The organism is Pseudophaeobacter sp. C1-32P7 (assembly GCF_041008775.1).
In the GTDB taxonomy this organism is placed as follows: domain Bacteria; phylum Pseudomonadota; class Alphaproteobacteria; order Rhodobacterales; family Rhodobacteraceae; genus Phycobacter; species Phycobacter gallaeciensis_A.
This window is the reverse complement of record NZ_JAXGFR010000007.1, coordinates 146,665-163,982: the sequence shown is the minus strand read 5'-3', so window position 1 is coordinate 163,982 and position 17,318 is coordinate 146,665. Positions and strand designations below refer to the sequence as shown.

The 17,318-nt window shown below is 63.7% G+C and carries 18 protein-coding genes; 7 read left to right on the top strand and 11 right to left on the bottom strand.

Annotation, left to right across the window (positions count from 1 at the left end):
- The first annotated feature begins 3 nt into the window (after window positions 1–3).
- The gene (locus tag SM763_RS12205) at window positions 4–129 is read left to right on the top strand and encodes a hypothetical protein (protein WP_257784210.1); all 126 of its coding nucleotides are present in this window, start codon (window positions 4–6) and stop codon (window positions 127–129) included.
- Window positions 126–1,487 carry a sigma-54-dependent transcriptional regulator gene (locus SM763_RS12200; protein WP_065272596.1) on the top strand — a complete coding sequence of 454 codons (1,362 nt, stop codon included), beginning with the start codon at window positions 126–128 and terminating at the stop codon, window positions 1,485–1,487. The genes SM763_RS12205 and SM763_RS12200 overlap by 4 nt, the downstream gene beginning before the upstream one ends.
- 33 nt (window positions 1,488–1,520) lie before the next feature.
- Here the strand turns inward: SM763_RS12200 and SM763_RS12195 are convergent, their stop codons facing one another.
- The 9 genes from SM763_RS12195 to SM763_RS12155 all read right to left on the bottom strand — a co-directional run bounded on the left by SM763_RS12195 (window position 1,521) and on the right by SM763_RS12155 (window position 10,582).
- A complete protein-coding gene (locus SM763_RS12195; protein ID WP_368998699.1) occupies window positions 1,521–3,473 on the bottom strand; it encodes a sensor histidine kinase in 1,953 nt (650 codons plus the stop codon).
- A gap of 147 nt (window positions 3,474–3,620) precedes the next feature.
- A complete protein-coding gene (locus tag SM763_RS12190; protein WP_368998698.1) occupies window positions 3,621–4,349 on the bottom strand; it encodes an SDR family NAD(P)-dependent oxidoreductase in 729 nt (242 codons plus the stop codon).
- 10 nt (window positions 4,350–4,359) lie between these two features.
- Window positions 4,360–5,079 (bottom strand): SDR family NAD(P)-dependent oxidoreductase, encoded by a 720-nt coding sequence (locus tag SM763_RS12185; RefSeq protein WP_368998697.1) that lies wholly within the window; start codon window positions 5,077–5,079, stop codon window positions 4,360–4,362.
- A gap of 1 nt (window position 5,080) precedes the next feature.
- Entirely contained in the window at window positions 5,081–5,629 is a 549-nt protein-coding gene (locus SM763_RS12180; RefSeq protein WP_368998696.1) for a DUF3833 domain-containing protein, read from the bottom strand.
- Window positions 5,626–6,846, bottom strand: a complete 1,221-nt coding sequence (locus tag SM763_RS12175) for an MFS transporter (RefSeq protein WP_368998695.1) — start codon at window positions 6,844–6,846, stop codon at window positions 5,626–5,628. Before SM763_RS12175 ends, SM763_RS12180 begins: the two co-directional genes overlap by 4 nt.
- A complete protein-coding gene (locus SM763_RS12170) occupies window positions 6,846–7,373 on the bottom strand; it encodes a chalcone isomerase family protein (protein ID WP_274827667.1) in 528 nt (175 codons plus the stop codon). The genes SM763_RS12175 and SM763_RS12170 overlap by 1 nt, the downstream gene beginning before the upstream one ends.
- Window positions 7,366–8,523, bottom strand: a complete 1,158-nt coding sequence (locus SM763_RS12165) for a class I SAM-dependent methyltransferase (RefSeq protein ID WP_368998694.1) — start codon at window positions 8,521–8,523, stop codon at window positions 7,366–7,368. The genes SM763_RS12170 and SM763_RS12165 overlap by 8 nt, the downstream gene beginning before the upstream one ends.
- Window positions 8,523–9,290 (bottom strand): DUF1365 domain-containing protein, encoded by a 768-nt coding sequence (locus SM763_RS12160; RefSeq protein ID WP_368998693.1) that lies wholly within the window; start codon window positions 9,288–9,290, stop codon window positions 8,523–8,525. Before SM763_RS12160 ends, SM763_RS12165 begins: the two co-directional genes overlap by 1 nt.
- Window positions 9,287–10,582, bottom strand: coding sequence for an NAD(P)/FAD-dependent oxidoreductase (locus tag SM763_RS12155; RefSeq protein ID WP_368998692.1), 1,296 nt, complete (start codon window positions 10,580–10,582; stop codon window positions 9,287–9,289). The genes SM763_RS12160 and SM763_RS12155 overlap by 4 nt, the downstream gene beginning before the upstream one ends.
- 152 nt (window positions 10,583–10,734) lie before the next feature.
- Between SM763_RS12155 and SM763_RS12150 the strand changes: the two genes are divergently transcribed.
- From SM763_RS12150 to SM763_RS12135, 4 genes are all read left to right on the top strand, one after another.
- Window positions 10,735–11,385, top strand: coding sequence for a sigma-70 family RNA polymerase sigma factor (locus SM763_RS12150; protein ID WP_368998747.1), 651 nt, complete (start codon window positions 10,735–10,737; stop codon window positions 11,383–11,385).
- Entirely contained in the window at window positions 11,382–12,032 is a 651-nt protein-coding gene (locus SM763_RS12145; RefSeq protein ID WP_368998691.1) for a ChrR family anti-sigma-E factor, read from the top strand. Before SM763_RS12150 ends, SM763_RS12145 begins: the two co-directional genes overlap by 4 nt.
- 192 nt (window positions 12,033–12,224) lie before the next feature.
- A complete protein-coding gene (locus SM763_RS12140; RefSeq protein ID WP_274831365.1) occupies window positions 12,225–12,485 on the top strand; it encodes a helix-turn-helix domain-containing protein in 261 nt (86 codons plus the stop codon).
- A 75-nt stretch (window positions 12,486–12,560) separates the two neighbouring features.
- Window positions 12,561–14,282, top strand: coding sequence for a SulP family inorganic anion transporter (locus SM763_RS12135; RefSeq protein ID WP_368998690.1), 1,722 nt, complete (start codon window positions 12,561–12,563; stop codon window positions 14,280–14,282).
- A 106-nt stretch (window positions 14,283–14,388) separates the two neighbouring features.
- On the opposite strand, the gene gap is transcribed toward SM763_RS12135, so the two are convergent.
- Entirely contained in the window at window positions 14,389–15,417 is a 1,029-nt protein-coding gene (gene gap, locus SM763_RS12130) for a type I glyceraldehyde-3-phosphate dehydrogenase (protein WP_368998689.1), read from the bottom strand.
- Window positions 15,418–15,604: 187 nt separating this feature from the next.
- On the opposite strand from gap, the gene SM763_RS12125 reads away from it, so the two are divergent.
- On the top strand, window positions 15,605–16,609 hold the full coding sequence (locus SM763_RS12125; RefSeq protein ID WP_368998688.1) for a LacI family DNA-binding transcriptional regulator: 1,005 nt from the start codon (window positions 15,605–15,607) through the stop codon (window positions 16,607–16,609).
- A gap of 18 nt (window positions 16,610–16,627) precedes the next feature.
- Here the strand turns inward: SM763_RS12125 and SM763_RS12120 are convergent, their stop codons facing one another.
- Window positions 16,628–17,281 (bottom strand): TetR/AcrR family transcriptional regulator, encoded by a 654-nt coding sequence (locus SM763_RS12120; protein ID WP_274837599.1) that lies wholly within the window; start codon window positions 17,279–17,281, stop codon window positions 16,628–16,630.
- Between the last annotated feature and the right edge of the window lie 37 nt (window positions 17,282–17,318).

Sequence of the window (17,318 nt, the reverse complement as noted above, 5' to 3'; positions counted from 1 at the left end):
AGGATGAAAGCGATGTTTGCAGGCTTTGCGGCGATTGCCGTGATCGCCGTAGGAGCGGATCTGGCTCTGGATCGCGCAGGATTTGCCGCGGATGAGAAATTCGCAGGCCAAGCGGTGCGCCTGGATTGAACCAGCCCGTCATCTCTGCCGTCCCGCGCGATGAATACGGCGAAAACCTTGCCGGTGCTTCGATCCTGGTGATCGATGACGAACCGGGTATGCGCAATTTCATGACCAAGATCCTCAGCCCGCGTTGCAAGCGGGTCGAGCAGGCGGCATCGGCGGCGGAAGCCTCCGCAATCCTCGATCAGTCGCATTTCGATCTGGTGATCCTCGACAATATCATGCCGGGCAAGACCGGGCTGGAATGGGTGCAGGAACAGCGCCGGGTGGGGCTGTTTGCCGATACCATTCTGGTCACCGCCTATGCGGATCTGGAAACCGCGATCATGGCGCTCCGGGCCGGGGTGGCCGATTTCGTGCTGAAGCCGTTCCGGGCCAATCAGATCCTGAATTCGGTGGCGCGGGCGCTGGACCGCAAATACCTGCGCCGGGAAAACTACCTGCTGAAACACGAGTTGTCGGCCGAAGGGTCTGCGGCGCGCGGGCGGCTGCTGGGCAAATCGGCTGCCATCACCCAGGCGCGCGAGATGCTGACCCGGCTGGCGCCCCTGCCAACGCCGGTGTTGTTCACCGGCGCCAGCGGCACCGGCAAGGAAATCGCAGCGCGCACGATGCATTCGCTGTCGGATCGGGCGCAGAAGCCGTTTGTAGCTGTCAATTGCGCCGCCATCGCCCCGGACCGGATCGCGCATGAGCTGTTCGGCGTTCTGGACGACCAGGACCGGCGCCGAGACGGGTTGTTCCTGCACGCGGATGGCGGCACGCTGTTCCTTGATGAGGTGGCGCAAATGCCCGATCAGGTGCAGGCGGCGCTGTTGCGGGTGCTTGAGGACCAGCGGGTGCGCCCCGTCGGCGCCGAACGGGACATCCCGCTGAACTTGCGGTTCCTTTTTGCCACCAACGCGGACCTTGAGGCTGCGGTGGCCGAGGGCCGGTTCCGCGCCGATCTTTATCATCGCATCAACGTGGTGAAGATCGAGATGCCCCCGCTGCGCGAGCGGATCGAGGATATCATCGAACTGGCAGCGCTGTTCATGGAGCAATTCTCGGCGACGCTTGGCATGCCCGCGCTCGAGCTGAACGAGGAAACCTTGCTGAAGTTTTCCCGCTATGACTGGCCCGGCAACGTGCGTGAGCTGCGCAACCTGATCGAACGCTCGGTCATTCTGGGGGAGTTCCCGGAAGAATTCTCTGGCAAGGGATCGGTCACCGGCCCGGCAGCAATTGAAACGCTGGATCTGGTGACCCAGCGCCACATCATGCACATGCTGGACGCCTGCGATGGCAACCGCGCCGAAGCCGCCCGTCGCCTGGGCGTATCGCGCAAGACCATCGACCGCAAATGCGCCTCCTGGGGGGTGTAAAGAGGTTCAAGGACTGGCCGGGGAAGCGCCGTTTCAGTCGCGGCGCTCCGGCAGCCAGATCGCAAAGGCGGCGCCGCCTTCCTCGCGGTTTCGCACCGTGATGATCCCGCCTGCGTGCTGGATCAGGGTCTGGCTGATCGACAGGCCCAGCCCGGTGCCTTCGCCCGGTTTGGTGGTGTAAAACGGGTTGAACACCTCTGAAATGTGATCCTCGCTGATGCCCGGGCCGCTATCGACCACTGTCAGGCAAGCCCCCGGCGTGCCATCGCGCTCTTCTGCCTTGAGTGTCAGGGTCAGCGTGCCGGTTTCCTTCATCGCCTGCGCCGCATTGATCACCAGATTGATGATCACCTGCTGCAACTCACCGGGATCAATACGCACCGCCGGGGCGACATCGAAATGACCATCGACCACGATGTTATGCTTGCTGAGCACGTGATCCACCAGCACCAGGCAATCGGTGACCACATTTGCGATATCGACGCTTTCCTTGAATGTGCCGAATTCCGAAGGCCGGGCGAATTGCAAGAGCTTGCTGACGATGGCGCCGATCCGCATGACCTGATTGTCGATGAGATCCAGCTCGGTCTTCACCTCTGCGGCGCCCGGTCCCAGCGTCATCCGCATCACGTCGACATTGCCCTGGATCACCGCGACCGGGTTGTTGATTTCATGCGCGACCCCGGCGGTGATTTCCCCGATCGAGGCCAGCTTTTCGCTCATCACCAGCTGTTTGTAGGTGTCTTCCAGTTTCTGGTTCGCGGCCCGCAGTTCCGCGGTGCGCTGATCGACGCGGGCGTTCAGCTCTCCGGCCCATTCGCGCAGCTTCTGATCGCGGTCCTGCAACTGATCCAGCAGGGTATCAAGGTGCGATGCCACCTGTCCGATCTCGTCGCGGCTGCCCACATCGCCGTTGCGCGCGGTCAGATCGCCGCGCTCCACCCGTTTCATGGTCACGGTCATCCGCTCCAGCGGTGAAAAGATGCCCTTGGCCAGCCACAGGAACAGCGGCGCCGACAGGGCCAGAACCATCAGGAAGGCGCCGACAATGGTCCAGTACGCCTCGGATTTGGCCGCCATATAGGGCGCTTCGAGGAAGCCGACATAAAGCATCCCGACCCGTTCTCCGAAACTGTCGGTCAGCGGCAGATAGCCCGAGATATACCAGTCGTTGACCACAAAGGCGCGGTTCAGCCAGGTGCGGCCCTCCTCCAGAACCACGCGGCGCACCACCGCCGAGACCCTTGTGCCAAGGGCGCGCACGTCTTCGAACAGGCGCACATTGGTCGACACCCGCGTGTCCTCAAGAAACAGGGTGGCGGTGCCCTGCCGGTTGCCGCCGTCCTCGTCGCTGAGATAGACCAGCGCGTTCAGCGTATCGATGAAATCGAGGTTGCGGTTCAGCAGGAGCCCGCCGCGCAGCACCCCGTTATGGCCGGGCATGATCACCGGGGCGGCAGTGTGTACCACCATGCCGCGATCCTCGACCTTGCGGGTGGTCGGCGCGGCGGCTTCTGTTTCGATCAGGGTGATATTGGCGCGTTCCTGCAGGGCAGGGGAGAGAAGGGACAGATCATCAGAGGAGAAAATGTCGATCTCCGAGGCCAGCTGCCCGGTGGCAGCCGTGCGGATCACTGGCCATTTCTGCTGTGGCCCTTCCAGTTCGGCAAGCGGCAGATATTCGAGGAAATCGAGCTGCAGTTGTTGTCTGCGACTTTCAAGAAGACGGTTCACCGCCTCGGAGCCATCGTTCAGCGCGGCCTGAAAGGCGGTGGATTGCGCCAGGTTCAGCATGCTGTTGGCGGTGCCGGTCTGCAGGTGGCCCAGATATTGCTCGGCGATGCGCAGGTCGCTGTCGACCTTGGCAATCAGGACGGCATCGTAGTCGGCATTCCAGCGGGTCATTGCCAGAATAAGCATCAGCGGCATCAGCACGCTGAGCGGTAACAGCGCCAGCAGCAACAGGCGTAGCCGAACGGATTTCAAAGTATGCCCCTCCCATGCCGTGCCATTGCTGCCCGGATCATGCTCGCATCACTGTGGCACCTCACGGGTCAGCGGGGCAAGGGGGGCTTGGCAGGTTGCGGAGGTTCCTCACAACCCGGTGATCCGTTCAGGCATCGGGCCGTGCCTTCAGGCCGGGACAGGTTTTCCGGCCCAGTCAAAAACCATGCCGCTGTTCTCGGGTGACAGCCCCGCGATAACCCCGGCCAGACAATCCGCAGCATAGGCGGGGGTGAACAGCTTGCCTTCGGGCACCGCGCGGCTGAAGGGGCGGGACAGATCAGTGTCTACGGTGCCGGGATGCAGGCCTGCACAGACGAAATCGGGATTGAGCCGCGCCATTTCGATGGCGTAGTTGCGCAGCAGCATGTTCAGCGCCGCCTTGGAGGCGCGATAGGCGTGCCAGCCGCCCAGCCCGTTGTCAGAGATCGAGCCGACCCGCGCCGACAGCGCCGCAAAGATGGTGCGCCGGTCCCTTGGCATGCGCGGGATCAGGTGACGCGCTGCCATGGCCGGGCCAAAGGTATTGACAGCGAAGACCTGTTCGAAGGCAGACAGGCTTTGCTGTTTCAGGGATTTTTCGGGCCTGAGCGCGGTTCCGTCCGACAGGATTCCAGTGGCCAGGATGATCAGATCGGGCGCCTCCAGCGCGTCAGCCAGCGCGATCAGGCTGGCCTCGTTTGTGATGTCGGCGGCATGGGGCACCACGGGTCCACCCTCGGGAGTCTCACCCTGACGGGATACAGCGTGCACGGTTTCGACATGGGGCTGGGCGGCGTAATGCGGCACCAGCGCCGCGCCGATGCCGCCACTGGCGCCAAGGATCACAACCTGTTTCGGGGGGGCGTGGTTGGGCATCAATCCCTCGCTACATCAGTTTCAGGAACAGGCGGCGCGGCAGCAAGCGGCCAAGGGTGAAGACCCAGGAAAACGGCGCCGGAAAGCTGGTGCTGAAGCGCCGCCCCTGCATGGCGCGCAGGCAGCGCCGGGCGGCGTCTTCCGGCTCAAGGATCTGCGGCATCTTGAATTCGTTCTTCTGCGTCAGCCGGGTACGGATAAAGCCGGGGTTGATCACCTGCACCCGCACATTGCTGCCGCGCAGATCAGCCTGCAGGTTTTCCCCCAGATGCATCAGCGCCGCCTTGGAGGCGCCATATCCGATGGCACCCGGCAGGCCGGTAAACCCGGCGAGCGAGCCGATCAGCACGATATGGCCACTGTCCCGGCGGCAAAACTGCTGCACGATCTGCCCCAGTACCCGCAACGCGCCGGTGAAATTAACCGCGCACATGGTCTCGACTGCCTCCGGCTGCCAGTCCTGCGCGCTGAGCGGATCATAGGCCCCGGCGCAGTAGACCACACCGTCGACAGGCCCCAGATCTGCCGTGGCGCGGATCACATCATCCGGGTCCGTCACATCCATCGGTAGCGCCCCGGCATTGGACAGGCCGTCGCAAAGGTGCTGCAGCCGCCCGGCATTGCGGGCGGACAGGATCAGCCGCGCGCCCGCGCCGTCCATCTCCTTGGCCAAGGCCCGGCCCAGCCCTTCGCTGGCGCCGACGATCCACCAGGTCTGCCCTTCGAACATCTCAGCCCTCCGCTGGGCGCATGGTGGCGATCAGCTCGGCGACCTTAATCCCGAACTTGCGCATTTCCGAGCGGTTCAGAATGGTGCCGTTGTCCATCAGATACATCCAGTCGGTGACGTCCAGCACGTGGCCTCCGGCATCTTCGGACAGACGGATGCGATAGGTCAGCCGCACGGTGGCGCCCATCTGCTGGCCCTTGCCCTCGCCGATGATATCGTCGGCGGTGGCGGTGAAATGCCCGTCCTCGCCCATGGTCAGATACCATTTGCGCGCCTGGGTGCTGCCATTGGCATAGGCGAAATCCTCGCTCAGCGTGCCGGTGGCGCCGTCCCATTCCCCGTTCATCCGCGCAACAAAGCGCGACACAACGCGCCCGCGCGGCCCGTAGATCATGCCTTCGGAGATCAGTGTGCCGGAAAGACGCTCCTGAATGTCAAAGGCGGGGCCGGTGTCTGCGTAATGCGCCAGCCGCTGGGCGCGAAAGCCAAATCCGGGCCGCCAGAGGGGGAGCACAAGCACGGCAACAAGAAGCAGGAGAACCAGTTTCATGACAAGGAGACCTCTCGCGGCAGGCGCATCACCAGGGCGATCGCCAGCAGTTTGATAAGACAGGGCAAAACGGCATAGGCCAGGGTCAGCGCCATCAGGGCGCTGGCATCATTGGGGCCGCCGGGTTCAAATCCACTCAGTTGCAGCGCGGGCAGCAGGATCACCGCAGCTGCGGCAAGGGACAGTTTGGCGGCGAATGTCCAAAGGCCAAAAGCCTGCCCGCCGCGCAGCCCGGCCCGCGCCAGCGCCGTCGAGAACAGGACTGGAAGGATCACCATATCCGCGCCAAGAGCGGCCCCCGATCCGATGCAGATCGCGGCAAAAGCCCAAGCTGCGCCTGTGGGCAGGAGTGCTGCCCCGCTGAACGACAGGATGGCCAGGGCCATGGCCGGAACCAGTACCTGTCGGGCACCATAGGCAGCACTGGCCCGGGTCCAGACCGGCACCGACAGGCCCGCCGCCAGAAAGAACAGGATCAGGAACGGCCCGGCGAGGTCCGGCAGCGCAAGTTTCTCATCGACAAAGAACAGAAACAGGGTCGAAGTCATCGCCACAGGCAGGCTGTTGACCAGGGCGAGCACCAGCAGGCGCAGGCCCCCGGCACGGCGAAGGGCGGCCCAAGTGACCGGTGCCTCGGGACTGCTGGGAATCTGCCACAGCGGGCGGGTCAATGCCCAGACGCCAACGCAGATCAGGGCCAGCAGGATACCAAAGGCGGCATAGCCGCCACCATTGGCCCCGGCCTGCTGCAACAGCGATGGCGCCAGCGCGGCGAGGATGATCCCGGCCAGCGTGCCGCCTTCGCGCCAGCCTGCCAGCCGGATCAGTGCCTCAGGCGATCCCGCCAGGCTGGTGCTGTGGCCATAAAACAGGATGGTCCCCAAGCTGTAGGCGCTGAACAGCAGCACCAGTGCGGCGATGAGCCAGACCAGCCCTCCCGCGGCGGGTATCAGGGTGTAGAGCATCAGGAACCCCGCTGCCATGCCAAGGCAGGCGAGGGCGGCAAAGGCGCCGCGCGCATGTTCATACCGGTCAATCAGCCAACCAAGCGCTGGATCCTGCACGAAATCCACCACCCGGATCACCGCCAGAATGGCGCCAAGGGTGGCAAGGCTCATCCCCAGCTCTGCCGAGGCATAGCGCGGCAAATGGATATAGAGCGGCAACCCCGCTGCTGCCAGCATGAGCGCAAAAAGACTGATCCGGGCTGAGTGCATCAATCGCCTCGCAGCCGCGCCGACAGACGCGCCGAGCGGCTGTTGTCCGAAAGCCAGATGCCAAGGAAGCGTTTGCGCAGGTCTGGGTGACGGATGGCGCAGGTCTGCTGCCCGTTGAGATGCAGAACCAGACTGTCTGGCTGGGTCGATACAGCCGTGAATACATCACCGCGCGCCACATCGCGGAAACAGCTGGCAAGTTTTTGCATCATCGCGGCCTGATCCGCGCGCGGCCCTTCGATCCGCTGGATCTCGACGCGGGTGGATTTCGTCAGATCGTCCTGCGAGATGCTGCGGAAATATTCGATCTGCAGGGCCAGCGGCTGGCGCCAGCCAAACCGGGACTCCCCCTCTGTGTGCAGGCTGGCGCGGTAGATCGGCAGCCCCAGCCAGCGGACCATGACGGTGCCCAGCTCAACCGGCTGCGACAGGCCAAAGCCGCGCAGGTTTGCCGCTGCCGCGCCGGGCAGCAGCAGCGCCGCGATCAACAGCGCGGCGGCCAGAGGCGGGAACCGTTGCTCAGGCATGGGTCAGCTCAACCTGCACCACATCGGTCTGGCCCACGGCAAAGGAGCCGGCGCAGATCTCCAGATAATAGCGCCAGTTGCGCAGGAAGGCCGCGTCATAGCCCAGCTCCATGATCCGGGGCGCCCGTTTCGCCAGCTGCTCGGCCCATATCCGGCAGGTGCGGGCATAATCCTGCCCAAAGGCGAAGGAGTTCGTCACCTGCAGCCCGGCCTGCCGCGCCTGATGGGCAATCACCGCATCCGACAGCAGCATGCCACCGGGGAAAGTGTACTGGCGAATATAGTCCGAGGAGTTGCGGTAGATGTCGAAATAGCTGTCCTGCACGGTGATCGCCTGAATGACCGCCTTGCCGCCCTCTGCCAGACGTGCCTTGACGGTCTGGAAATAGCTGGGCCAGTAGCGCTCGCCCACGGCCTCGATCATCTCGATCGAGACGATATTGTCGTAGGTGCCGGAGGATTTGCGGTAGTCGCACAGCTCGATCGAGGCGCGCCCGTCCAGCCGCGCGTCGGCATAGCCGTGCTGGCTGGGAGAGATGGTCAGCCCAGTGACATCGCGCCCGGCATCGGCGGCGCGTTCGGCGAAACCGCCCCAGCCGCAGCCGATTTCCAGCACCCGCTCGCCCCGTGTCAGCCGGTTCAGCACCCGGTCGTATTTGCGGTTCTGGGCGCGCTCCAGATCATTGTCGCCGGGGGCAAACAGCGCCGAGGAATAGGTCATGCCGCTATCGAGCCAAAGCTGGTAGAACTCGTTCCCGACGTCGTAATGCGCCTTGATGTTGCGGGCCGAACCACGGATCGAATTGGCGCGCAGGATCTTGTCGACGGCGCGGAACTTCAGCCCGCTCCAGAAGCTCGGGTAGGCAAAATCGGTCAAATAATCGAGGTTCAGGATCGCCACCTGGATCAGGGTTTCGATGCTGGAGGTCTCCCACATGCCTTCGATGTAGGTTTCGCCCAGCCCGATATCGCCGCGCGCGGCCATGGCTGAAACGGCGGCCCAGTCGAACAGCACCATGTCTGCCGCCGGGGCGCCGCTGCCGAAATCATGCACTTCGCCTTCCGGGGTGGTCAGGCGCAGGCTGCCCTTGCGGATCTGGGCGCAGCTGTCGAGAAAATCGCGTTTTACACGGTTGGTAATGAAAAGCATCAGCTGACCTCCTGCTTTGGGGGGAGGGGGCGGGATCTGTATGGCGCCCCTTTGAGTTTCAGTTTCAGGGCCTGCCAATGGATCAGGGCGATGGTGCGGAACGCGCCAAAGGGCCGCCGCAGGGCCGCCCGAAGGATCGAGCCGTTGCTGAGCTGTCGCCGCCGCCCGGTCAGGGTGGCAATCACGCCTTCAGCGCCATGTTCCAGCACAATGCGGATGGCGATCCGGTCCGGGCGGATATCGTAGTGGAACCGGTAGTCCCCCGCGATCTGCTGGAAGGGCGAGACGTGAAAGATCTTGCTGGCGGTGATTTCGTCACCGGCCGCAATCGGCGCAAACCCGTCAAGATGGCACAGGTAGCTGTGACGGTCGCCAAAGGTGTTGGAGACCTCGGCAATCACCGCCCGCAGCGTGTCACCCTCCATCGCCAGCCAGAAGCTGACTGGGTTGAAAGTGTACCACAGGAATCCCGGTTGCGTCAGCAGCAGAATCTGAAGGCCGTCCAGCTCCAGACCGGCCCCGGCAAAGACCTCTTGCGCCCAGGGTAGGCCGCGCCCCGCGCCCGGCGCGCCGCCATGGTTGTGGTCATTGACCGAAGACAGGTTGAAGCCATTGCGTGAGAACAGCCCTGGTCGCGCCTCTGACAGCGGGTCGATCAGCACGTAATCGACACCATAGCGGAAGGCATTGCGGATGCCGCCGCGGCGCGCGTGGCTGGTGTGGCCTGCGATATGGTCGGGCCAGAGGGGAGCGGGGCTGTCGCTCATGCCAGCACCTGCGCCAGGCTGCGGGCGTCGATGCCGCGGGCGACGCGCACCGCGCTGGCAAATCCGTCCTCGTGGAACCCGTGGCGCAGATAGGCGCCCGCGAACCAGGTGTTGTTGTCGCCCTGGATGTCGTGGATCTGTTTCTGGGCGCGGATGGCGGCCTGATCGAACACCGGATGGCGGAAGGTGTTGGTGTCATAGATCGTCTCGTCGCGCACCGGTGTGACCGGGTTCAGCGAGATGAACAGCGGATCACTCTCTGGAATATTCTGTAGCCGGTTCATCCAGTAGGTCACGCCGATCGCCGGGCGGCTGTCCTGCGCCGCCGCCTTGTAGACCCAGGAGGACCAGCAGGCGCGCCGTTTCGGCATTTGCCCGGCGTCGCGGTGCAGGATCACCTCGTTATCCTGATAACGCATATTGCCGAGGATCATCTCTTCATGCGCGGTGGGAGAGGACAGCAGCCGCAGCGCATCGTCGGAATGGCAGGCCATGATGACCTGATCGAAGTCCTGCGTTTCGCCATAGGGCAGGCGGATGGTGATGCCTGCCTCTGTGCGCTCCACCGCCTGCACCGGGGTGCCGGGGCGCAGGGTGCAGCCATTGGCCTTCAGATGGGCCTCCAGCCTGCGGACGTATTCGATGCTGCCACCCTTTACCGTCCACCACTGGTGCTGCCCCGTGGCGCTGAGCAAGGCGTGATTGCGGAAGAACTGCACCAGCGATCGCGCCGGAAAGCCGCGGATCTCCTCCATCGGGGTGGACCAGATCGCGCCGCAGATCGGCATCAGGTAATAGCGCTGGAACCAGTCGCCAAGGCGCAGCTCGTCCATTAGATGGCCGATGGTCACATCGTCACTGCGGGCGGTTTCGACCGCGCGGGCGTTGAACCGCAGGATGTCGCGCACCATGCCGTGAAAGGCCGGGCGGGCCACGTTGCGGCGTTGGCCGAACAGGGATGTGAGGCTTTTCAGCCCGTATTCGACGGCGCCGTCATCAATGCTGGCGCCAAAGGTCATATCGCTTTTGATGATGGGCACATCCAGATCGCGGAACATCGCGGTCAGATGCGGGTAATTGACAAAGTTGAACACGATGAAGCCGGTATCGACCGGCTGAGTCCCATGCATCCCCGCCTGAACGGTGCGCGCGTGCCCACCAAGGCGCGGCGCGGCTTCGAACAGGGTCACGTCATGGCCGGGTGCCAAACGATAGGCGGCGGCGAGACCAGAAATGCCACCGCCAACAATAGCAATGCGCTGGCGACGTAGGGGTGGGACATCAAATGACATGTGTTCTCCGTTTCTTTTCAGGGAGTACGCCGCCATTCCCGGGCCGGATCAAAAGTTTTCGCCTTCTTGGGATGAAATCGACGGGGTGCGTTCGCGCAGAAAAAATTCTGGTGGCTTTTGATCCAGTCGCAGCGGCGCCACGTAACACTGGCATGTTGGAACTTGATGCAGATCCCGCTCTTGATGCGCCCGCGCTACCGGTTACGGTAGGTGAGGTGACCGCCGATGCGCGGGAAAGGAAACAAGTGGATACCAACAGCTTATCTGAGCAGACCCTCTGGATGCTTGCGGTGCGGGACCAGCGGGACCGGGCCGCCTTTGGCTTGCTGTTCGACCACTTTGCGCCGCGGCTCAAAGGGGTGATCTGCCGCTCGGGCATTTCGCAGGGCCAGGCCGAGGATATCGTGCAGGATGTGATGCTGACGGTCTGGCGCAAGGCACACCTGTTCGACCCGCAGCGGGCGCAGGTGTCGTCCTGGATCTACCAGATTGCGCGAAATCGTCAGATCGATGTGATCCGAAAGGAACGCCGCCCCGTACCCGAAGAGCTGAAGCAACCCGAAGAGGTGCAGGAAGACGCGGCGCAGATCGTTGCCCTGGAGCAAGAGACGTCGCGCCTGAGGGAGGCCTTGAAGCGGCTGAAGCCCGCGCAACGCGAGATGGTGGAAAAGGCTTACCTCGGGGAGCTGAGCCATTCGGACATCCGCGCTGAAACGGGTCTGCCGCTTGGCACGATAAAATCCCGCATCCGGCTTGGACTGGAACGGTTGCGGCACGAATTGAAGGGAACTGAAACCTCATGAGCAGCATCACCCATCATATCCCTGATGAGCTGCTGATCGCCTATGCCTCGGGGAGCCTGGAACAGGCTTTCTCGCTGGTGCTGGCGGCGCATATCTCCATGTGCGACGAGTGCCGCGCCCGGCTGGGCGCGCATGAGGCGGTTGGCGGCGCCATGCTTGAAAATGCCTGCGGCACCGAGGCTGGAATGGCCGTGTCGACCGATCTGAAGGCGCGGCTTCTGGATGCGCTGGACGATCCTGTTGAACCTGCGCCCCCGGTCTATCACCGCTCTGGTGTGTTTCCCGGACCGGTGATGGAGGCTTTGGGCGGGTTGCCCCCGAAATGGAAACCGCTCGGCATGGGCGTGCGCCAGTCGATCTTGTCTCATGGCAAGGGCGGCAGCGTGCGATTGCTATATATCCCCTCGGGGCAGGCGGTGCCGGACCATGGTCACAACGGGCTGGAGCTGACGCTGGTGCTGCAAGGTGCGTTCCACGATGAAACGGGGCGTTTTGGCGTTGGCGATGTGGAGATTGCCGACAGCGATCTGGAGCATACTCCGGTGGCCGAAGAGGGCGCGGCCTGTATCTGCCTGGCCGCTACTGATGCGGCGCTGCGGTTCCGTTCCTTCATCCCGCGCCTGCTGCAACCGGTGTTCCGGATCTAGACGGGAAGATCAGATATCTCCGCCCGGTTGGGCGGATTGAGGCAAGGGCCGCGCATCGCGTGGCCTTTTTTGCTTGTACCAGTCAGGGCGACGCATATGGTTGTAACGGCACACCTCTGGACTTTGATTTTGATATTTCATATATCACTATACCTATATGGAATCCTCATAGTGTAATTTCAGGTATGCTGCATGATTACCGGCCCCCAGATGCGCGCGGCGCGTGCCCTTCTTGGTATTGATCAGAAGACCCTCGCGGAACGCGCCGGGCTTTCGGTGCCGACGATCCAGCGCATGGAGGCCAGCGCCGGCAACGTCCGGGGCGTGGTCGACAGCCTGACCAAGGTGGTCACTGCGCTGGAACAGGCGGGTATCGAGCTGATCGCCGAAGGCGTGCCCAGCACGGCTGGCGGGCGCGGTGTGCGCCTGAAATCTCCACCCCAGACCCCTTAAGATCCAAATCCGCGACGGCGACCGCCGACGTTATGCCGACGATCCCGCCGCACACCAACCAAAGGTGCGGCCCAGATGAAAGACCAGACCAGCAGTGCGCATGAAGCGCCAAGCTTTGCAGAGCTGTTTACCCCGAAACTGATTACCGTGCTGCGCGAAGGCTACGGTCTGGCGCGGCTGCGCGGCGATGCCATTGCCGGGCTGACGGTCGCCATCGTGGCGCTGCCCCTGTCGATGGCCATCGCCATCGCCTCGGGGGCGACACCGGCGCAGGGGCTTTATACGGCGATTGTCGGCGGATTTCTGGTCTCGCTGCTCGGAGGGTCGCGGTTCCAGATCGGCGGCCCGGCGGGTGCCTTTATCGTTCTGGTCGCTGCAACGGTGGCGCAGCACGGGATCGAAGGGCTGATACTGGCGACCTTCCTGTCGGGGCTGATGCTGCTGGCGGTGGGGTTCCTGCGGCTGGGCACCTTTATCAAGTTCATTCCCTTTCCGGTCACCGTGGGCTTCACGGCGGGGATCGCGGTGATCATCTTTGCCAGCCAGATCAAAGAGCTGTTCGGGCTGACCTTGCCTCATGAACCGGGAGAGCTGCTGGAAAAACTCCCGGCGCTTTGGGAGGTGAGGGACAGCATCACCCCGGCGGCGCTGGGCCTGTCGATTGTAACCGTTGCCGTGATCCTTGGCCTCAAACGCTGGCGCCCGCATTGGCCCGGCATGCTGATCGCAGTGGCGTTGGCGGCGACGGCCACGGCATTTCTGGCACTGCCGGTGCAGACCATCGGCACCAAATTCGGCGGCATTCCCGCCTCGTTGCCTGCGCCGCGCCTGCCGGATCTGTCGCTGGATCGTATCCTTGCGGTGCTGCCCTCCGCCCTGTCCTTTACCCTACTGGGGGCCATTGAATCGCTTTTGTCGGCAGTGGTGGCCGATGGCATGACCGGGCGCCGACATCGGTCTAATTGCGAGTTGGTCGCACAGGGCGCGGCCAATATCGGTTCCTCCCTGTTTGGTGGCTTTTGTGTCACCGGCACCATTGCCCGTACCGCCACCAATGTGCGCGCCGGGGCACATGGTCCCATCGCAGGCATGCTGCATGCGGTGTTTTTGCTGCTGTTCATGCTGGTCGCTGCGCCGCTGGCCTCCTTTATTCCGCTGGCTGGGTTGGCCGGGGTGCTGGCCGTGGTGGCGTGGAACATGATCGAACGGCCCGCCATCGCCATCCTGCTGCGCTCGGGCTGGGGTGAGGCGACGGTTCTGGCCGCGACCTTCTTCCTGACCATTTTCCGCGATCTGACCGAGGCCATCGTTGTCGGTCTTGCCCTGGGATCGGTGCTGTTCATCCAGCGGATGAGTCGGGCAACGGCGGTGTCCCGGCATACGCCCCTGGTCGGGCGGGACGAGGCCGATAGCGCCGATGGGCGCGGCGAATACCACGAAGAGCAGGCCGCGAACCCGGATGTCGTGGTCTACCGCATCACCGGGGCGCTGTTCTTTGGCGCTACTGCCTCGATCGGGTCGGTGCTGGACCGCATTCAGGACAGCCACAAGGCGCTGATCGTGGATTTCTCGGCGGTGCCGTTTCTGGATTCAACCGGTGCCAATATGATCGAAGGGCTGGCGCACAAGGCCCAAAAGCAAGGCGTCGCCCTGTGGCTGACAGGGGCGGGGCTGGATATCCGGCGCGTCTTTGCCACCCATGGGCTGCGCCACCCGCTGGTCCATGATGCTGCCACAGTAGAGGCGGCGCTGGCCACGATCACAGGCGCCGCCGACGAGGCCCGCAAGGCCGGGTGATCGGAGCCTTATACGGCACGAAAAAGGGGCCGCTGCGTGCGGCCCCCGTGCAATCCCACCCGCCATGATCTGCCGCGTGGGTCAGTGATTGCTTGATCTTTTGCGCTCAGCTGGCGAGCGCCATCTCTTCTGGCTTCATCAGGCGGCCCATGTGGCGGCCGGTGTCCAGCATGCGGTTGGAAAAGCCCCATTCGTTGTCATACCAGCTGACCACCCGCACCAGCCCTTCGCTGGTGACAGCGGTCTGCGCGGCGGCAAAGCAGGACGAATGCGGGTCGTGGTTGAAATCGACCGAGACCATCGGATCCTCTTCATAGGCCAGAATGCCCGCCAGCCCGTTCTCCGAGGCTGCGCGCAGGGCGTCATTGACCTCTTCGACCGTGGCAGCGCGCTCGGGCACAAAGCTGAGATCGACAACCGAGACGTTCGGCGTCGGCACCCGGATGGCGGAGCCTTCCAGCCGTCCTTTCAGATGCGGCAGCACCTCTGCGATGGCGCGGGCGGCGCCGGTGGAGGTCGGGATCATCGACAGGGCCGCGGCGCGGGCGCGATAGGGGTCCTTGTGCGGGCTGTCGTGGGTCGGCTGGTCGCCGGTATAGGCGTGAATGGTGGTCATGTAGCCAGTCTTGATGCCAAAGGCCTGATCCAGCACCTGCGCCACTGGCGCCAGGCAGTTGGTGGTGCAGGAGGCGTTGGAGACCACCAGATCGTCCGCGGTCAGATCCATGTGGTTGACGCCATAGACCACGGTGCGGTCGACCTCCTTGCCGGGGGCGGAGATCAGGACGCGTTTCGAGCCATTGCCCAAATGCGCCGCCGCCGCATCGCGGCTGGTGAACAGGCCGGTGCATTCAGAGGCGATGTCGACGCCTTCCCAGGGCAGATCCGCCGGATTGCGCTCGGCGCTGAGCCGGATGGTGTGGCGGCCCACCCGCAGGATCCCGTCCGAGAGAGAGACAGGCGCGCGCAGGCGACCATGAACGGAATCGTATTTCAGCAGATGCAGCAGGGTTTCGGCGGGGGCCAGATCGTTGATCGCCACCACGTCGATGTCGGTGTCGCCGCGTTCCAGCAGGGCGCGCAGAACGCCACGGCCGATGCGGCCAAATCCGTTGATTGCGATCTTCAGGGTCATGACATCTGTCTCCGTGCAGTGGGCGTGTTCAGAATCGCCCCTTGGTTGCGGTATCGATAGCGGTGGCGCTAACATTTGTGTATTCGTTATCGATAACGATCAAGTAAATCAACCCTGCCTGAAATCATCGGCCAATCCCGGCCCGCTGCCTCTTGCGGCTGGGCGCGAAGTGCTGGACCATGCGCGCATGACAAAGAAGCTGCTGCTCAAGGACGTCGCCCGTCTGGCCGGGGTCAGTGAAATGACCGCCTCCCGCGCGTTGCGCGGGACTACGGATGTGTCCAAGGCAACCCGCGCGCGGGTCGAGGAAATCGCCCGTGCCCACGGCTATGTGCCCAATCGCATCGCCGGATCGTTGTCCTCGCAATCGGTCAATCTGGTTGCGGTGGTGGTGCCGTCGCTGAACAGTTTTGTCTTTCCAGAGGTGCTGTCGGGGATTTCCCACGTGCTGAAGGAAACGCAGCTGAAACCGGTGGTTGGCGTATCGGGCTATGAACTCGATGAAGAAGAGGCCGTGATTCGCGAAATGCTGAGCTGGCGTCCCTCGGGGCTGATCGTGGCGGGGCTGGAGCACACTGAGGCCACCCGGCGCATGCTCGAGCAGGCGGATTGCCCGGTGGTGGAGGTGATGGATGTGGATGGCACCCCGGTGCGCCACTGCGTCGGCATTTCCCATCTGCAGGCGGGGCGGGACATGGCGGCGCAGATCCTGTCGCAGGGTTATCGGCAGATCGGCTTTATCGGCACCAAGATGCCGCAGGATTTCCGCGCGCGTAAACGTTTTGACGGCTTTGTCGAAGGGCTGGCAGAGCAGGGTGTCACGCTGATGGACCGAGAGCATTATGCTGGCGAAAGCTCGATCCAGACCGGGCGCCAGCTGACCGCGCAGATGCTGGAGCGCACGCCGGACCTGGAATGCATCTATTATTCCAGCGACGTGATGAGCGTCGGCGGTCTGATGCATTGTCAGGCCGAGGGGCTGTCGGTGCCCGGCGACGTGGCGCTGGCGGGGTTCAACAATCTGCAGATCCTGCAGGGGCTGCCGCTGGAGCTGGCCACCACCGATGCCTGCCGCCGCGAGATCGGTGAGCGCGCGGCCCGTATCGTGCTTGAGGCGCGGGAGGCGGATCAGCCAAAGCCGCCGGTTTGCGTACAACTGAGCCCGACCATCAGCTTCGGGCAATCCCTGTAGCTCTGGTTACGGCCCGTCTTACGGTTGGATGGGGTCCGCTGTCAGGATCGCCTCCATTCCTGCGGTGCAAAAGGCGATCAGCTGGTCGACCTGCGCTTCGGCGGCGCCGGGGCTCAGCGCCTCGATCCGCCAGCCGGTGTTGAGAAAGGCGAGCATCGCAGCCACGGAATAAACCTGACCGGTGGCGGCGGCCTGACGTTCAGCCTGCGGATAAAGCGCCAGAATCTCCTCGATGAACCGGTTGGCCGTGGGGTCGAAACACTGCGCCGCCAGCGGCCGCCAGCGCGGATCAGCGGACACATGCGCCACCAAGCGGCCATAGTGCTGCCAATGGGGGCCGCCGGTGCGCGCCAGCGTCACATAGGCCCGCATGAAGACATCCAGAAGCCCGCGCAGCGACAGGGCACCTTCGGCCCTGAGGCGTTCCAGCCCTGCCAGACGCACGTCAGCCAGTTCATCGGCACGGCGGGTGACGGTCTGGTGAAACAGCTCTTCCTTGCCGCCACCGTGATGGTGCACCAGCCCGACCTGTACTCCGGCTAGCGCTGCGATATCGCGCAGCGAGGCGCCTTCGAATCCGCGCTCGGCAAAAAGCGCTTCGGCGGCGTCCAGGATCCGCGCCTTGGTCTGCAGTGACCGCGCCGAAGGGGCGCGTTTGCGTTGTTTTTCCACGAAAAACTCCCGTTGGTGAAAATATCTTGCCTTATTT

Excerpts from the sequence above, each read along its gene's own strand:
- SM763_RS12150 (WP_368998747.1), top strand. The coding sequence starts at position 10,735 with ATGTTGGAACTTGATGCAGATCCCGCTCTTGATGCGCCCGCGCTACCG.
- SM763_RS12165 (WP_368998694.1), bottom strand. The coding sequence starts at position 8,523 with ATGCTTTTCATTACCAACCGTGTAAAACGCGATTTTCTCGACAGCTGC.
- SM763_RS12180 (WP_368998696.1), bottom strand. The coding sequence starts at position 5,629 with ATGAAACTGGTTCTCCTGCTTCTTGTTGCCGTGCTTGTGCTCCCCCTC.
- SM763_RS12135 (WP_368998690.1), top strand. The coding sequence starts at position 12,561 with ATGAAAGACCAGACCAGCAGTGCGCATGAAGCGCCAAGCTTTGCAGAG.
- SM763_RS12190 (WP_368998698.1), bottom strand. The coding sequence starts at position 4,349 with ATGCCCAACCACGCCCCCCCGAAACAGGTTGTGATCCTTGGCGCCAGT.
- SM763_RS12145 (WP_368998691.1), top strand. The coding sequence starts at position 11,382 with ATGAGCAGCATCACCCATCATATCCCTGATGAGCTGCTGATCGCCTAT.
- SM763_RS12155 (WP_368998692.1), bottom strand. The coding sequence starts at position 10,582 with ATGTCATTTGATGTCCCACCCCTACGTCGCCAGCGCATTGCTATTGTT.
- SM763_RS12205 (WP_257784210.1), top strand. The coding sequence starts at position 4 with ATGAAAGCGATGTTTGCAGGCTTTGCGGCGATTGCCGTGATCGCCGTA.
- SM763_RS12160 (WP_368998693.1), bottom strand. The coding sequence starts at position 9,290 with ATGAGCGACAGCCCCGCTCCCCTCTGGCCCGACCATATCGCAGGCCAC.
- SM763_RS12175 (WP_368998695.1), bottom strand. The coding sequence starts at position 6,846 with ATGCACTCAGCCCGGATCAGTCTTTTTGCGCTCATGCTGGCAGCAGCG.
- SM763_RS12125 (WP_368998688.1), top strand. The coding sequence starts at position 15,605 with ATGACAAAGAAGCTGCTGCTCAAGGACGTCGCCCGTCTGGCCGGGGTC.
- gap (WP_368998689.1), bottom strand. The coding sequence starts at position 15,417 with ATGACCCTGAAGATCGCAATCAACGGATTTGGCCGCATCGGCCGTGGC.
- SM763_RS12185 (WP_368998697.1), bottom strand. The coding sequence starts at position 5,079 with ATGTTCGAAGGGCAGACCTGGTGGATCGTCGGCGCCAGCGAAGGGCTG.
- SM763_RS12170 (WP_274827667.1), bottom strand. The coding sequence starts at position 7,373 with ATGCCTGAGCAACGGTTCCCGCCTCTGGCCGCCGCGCTGTTGATCGCG.
- SM763_RS12140 (WP_274831365.1), top strand. The coding sequence starts at position 12,225 with ATGATTACCGGCCCCCAGATGCGCGCGGCGCGTGCCCTTCTTGGTATT.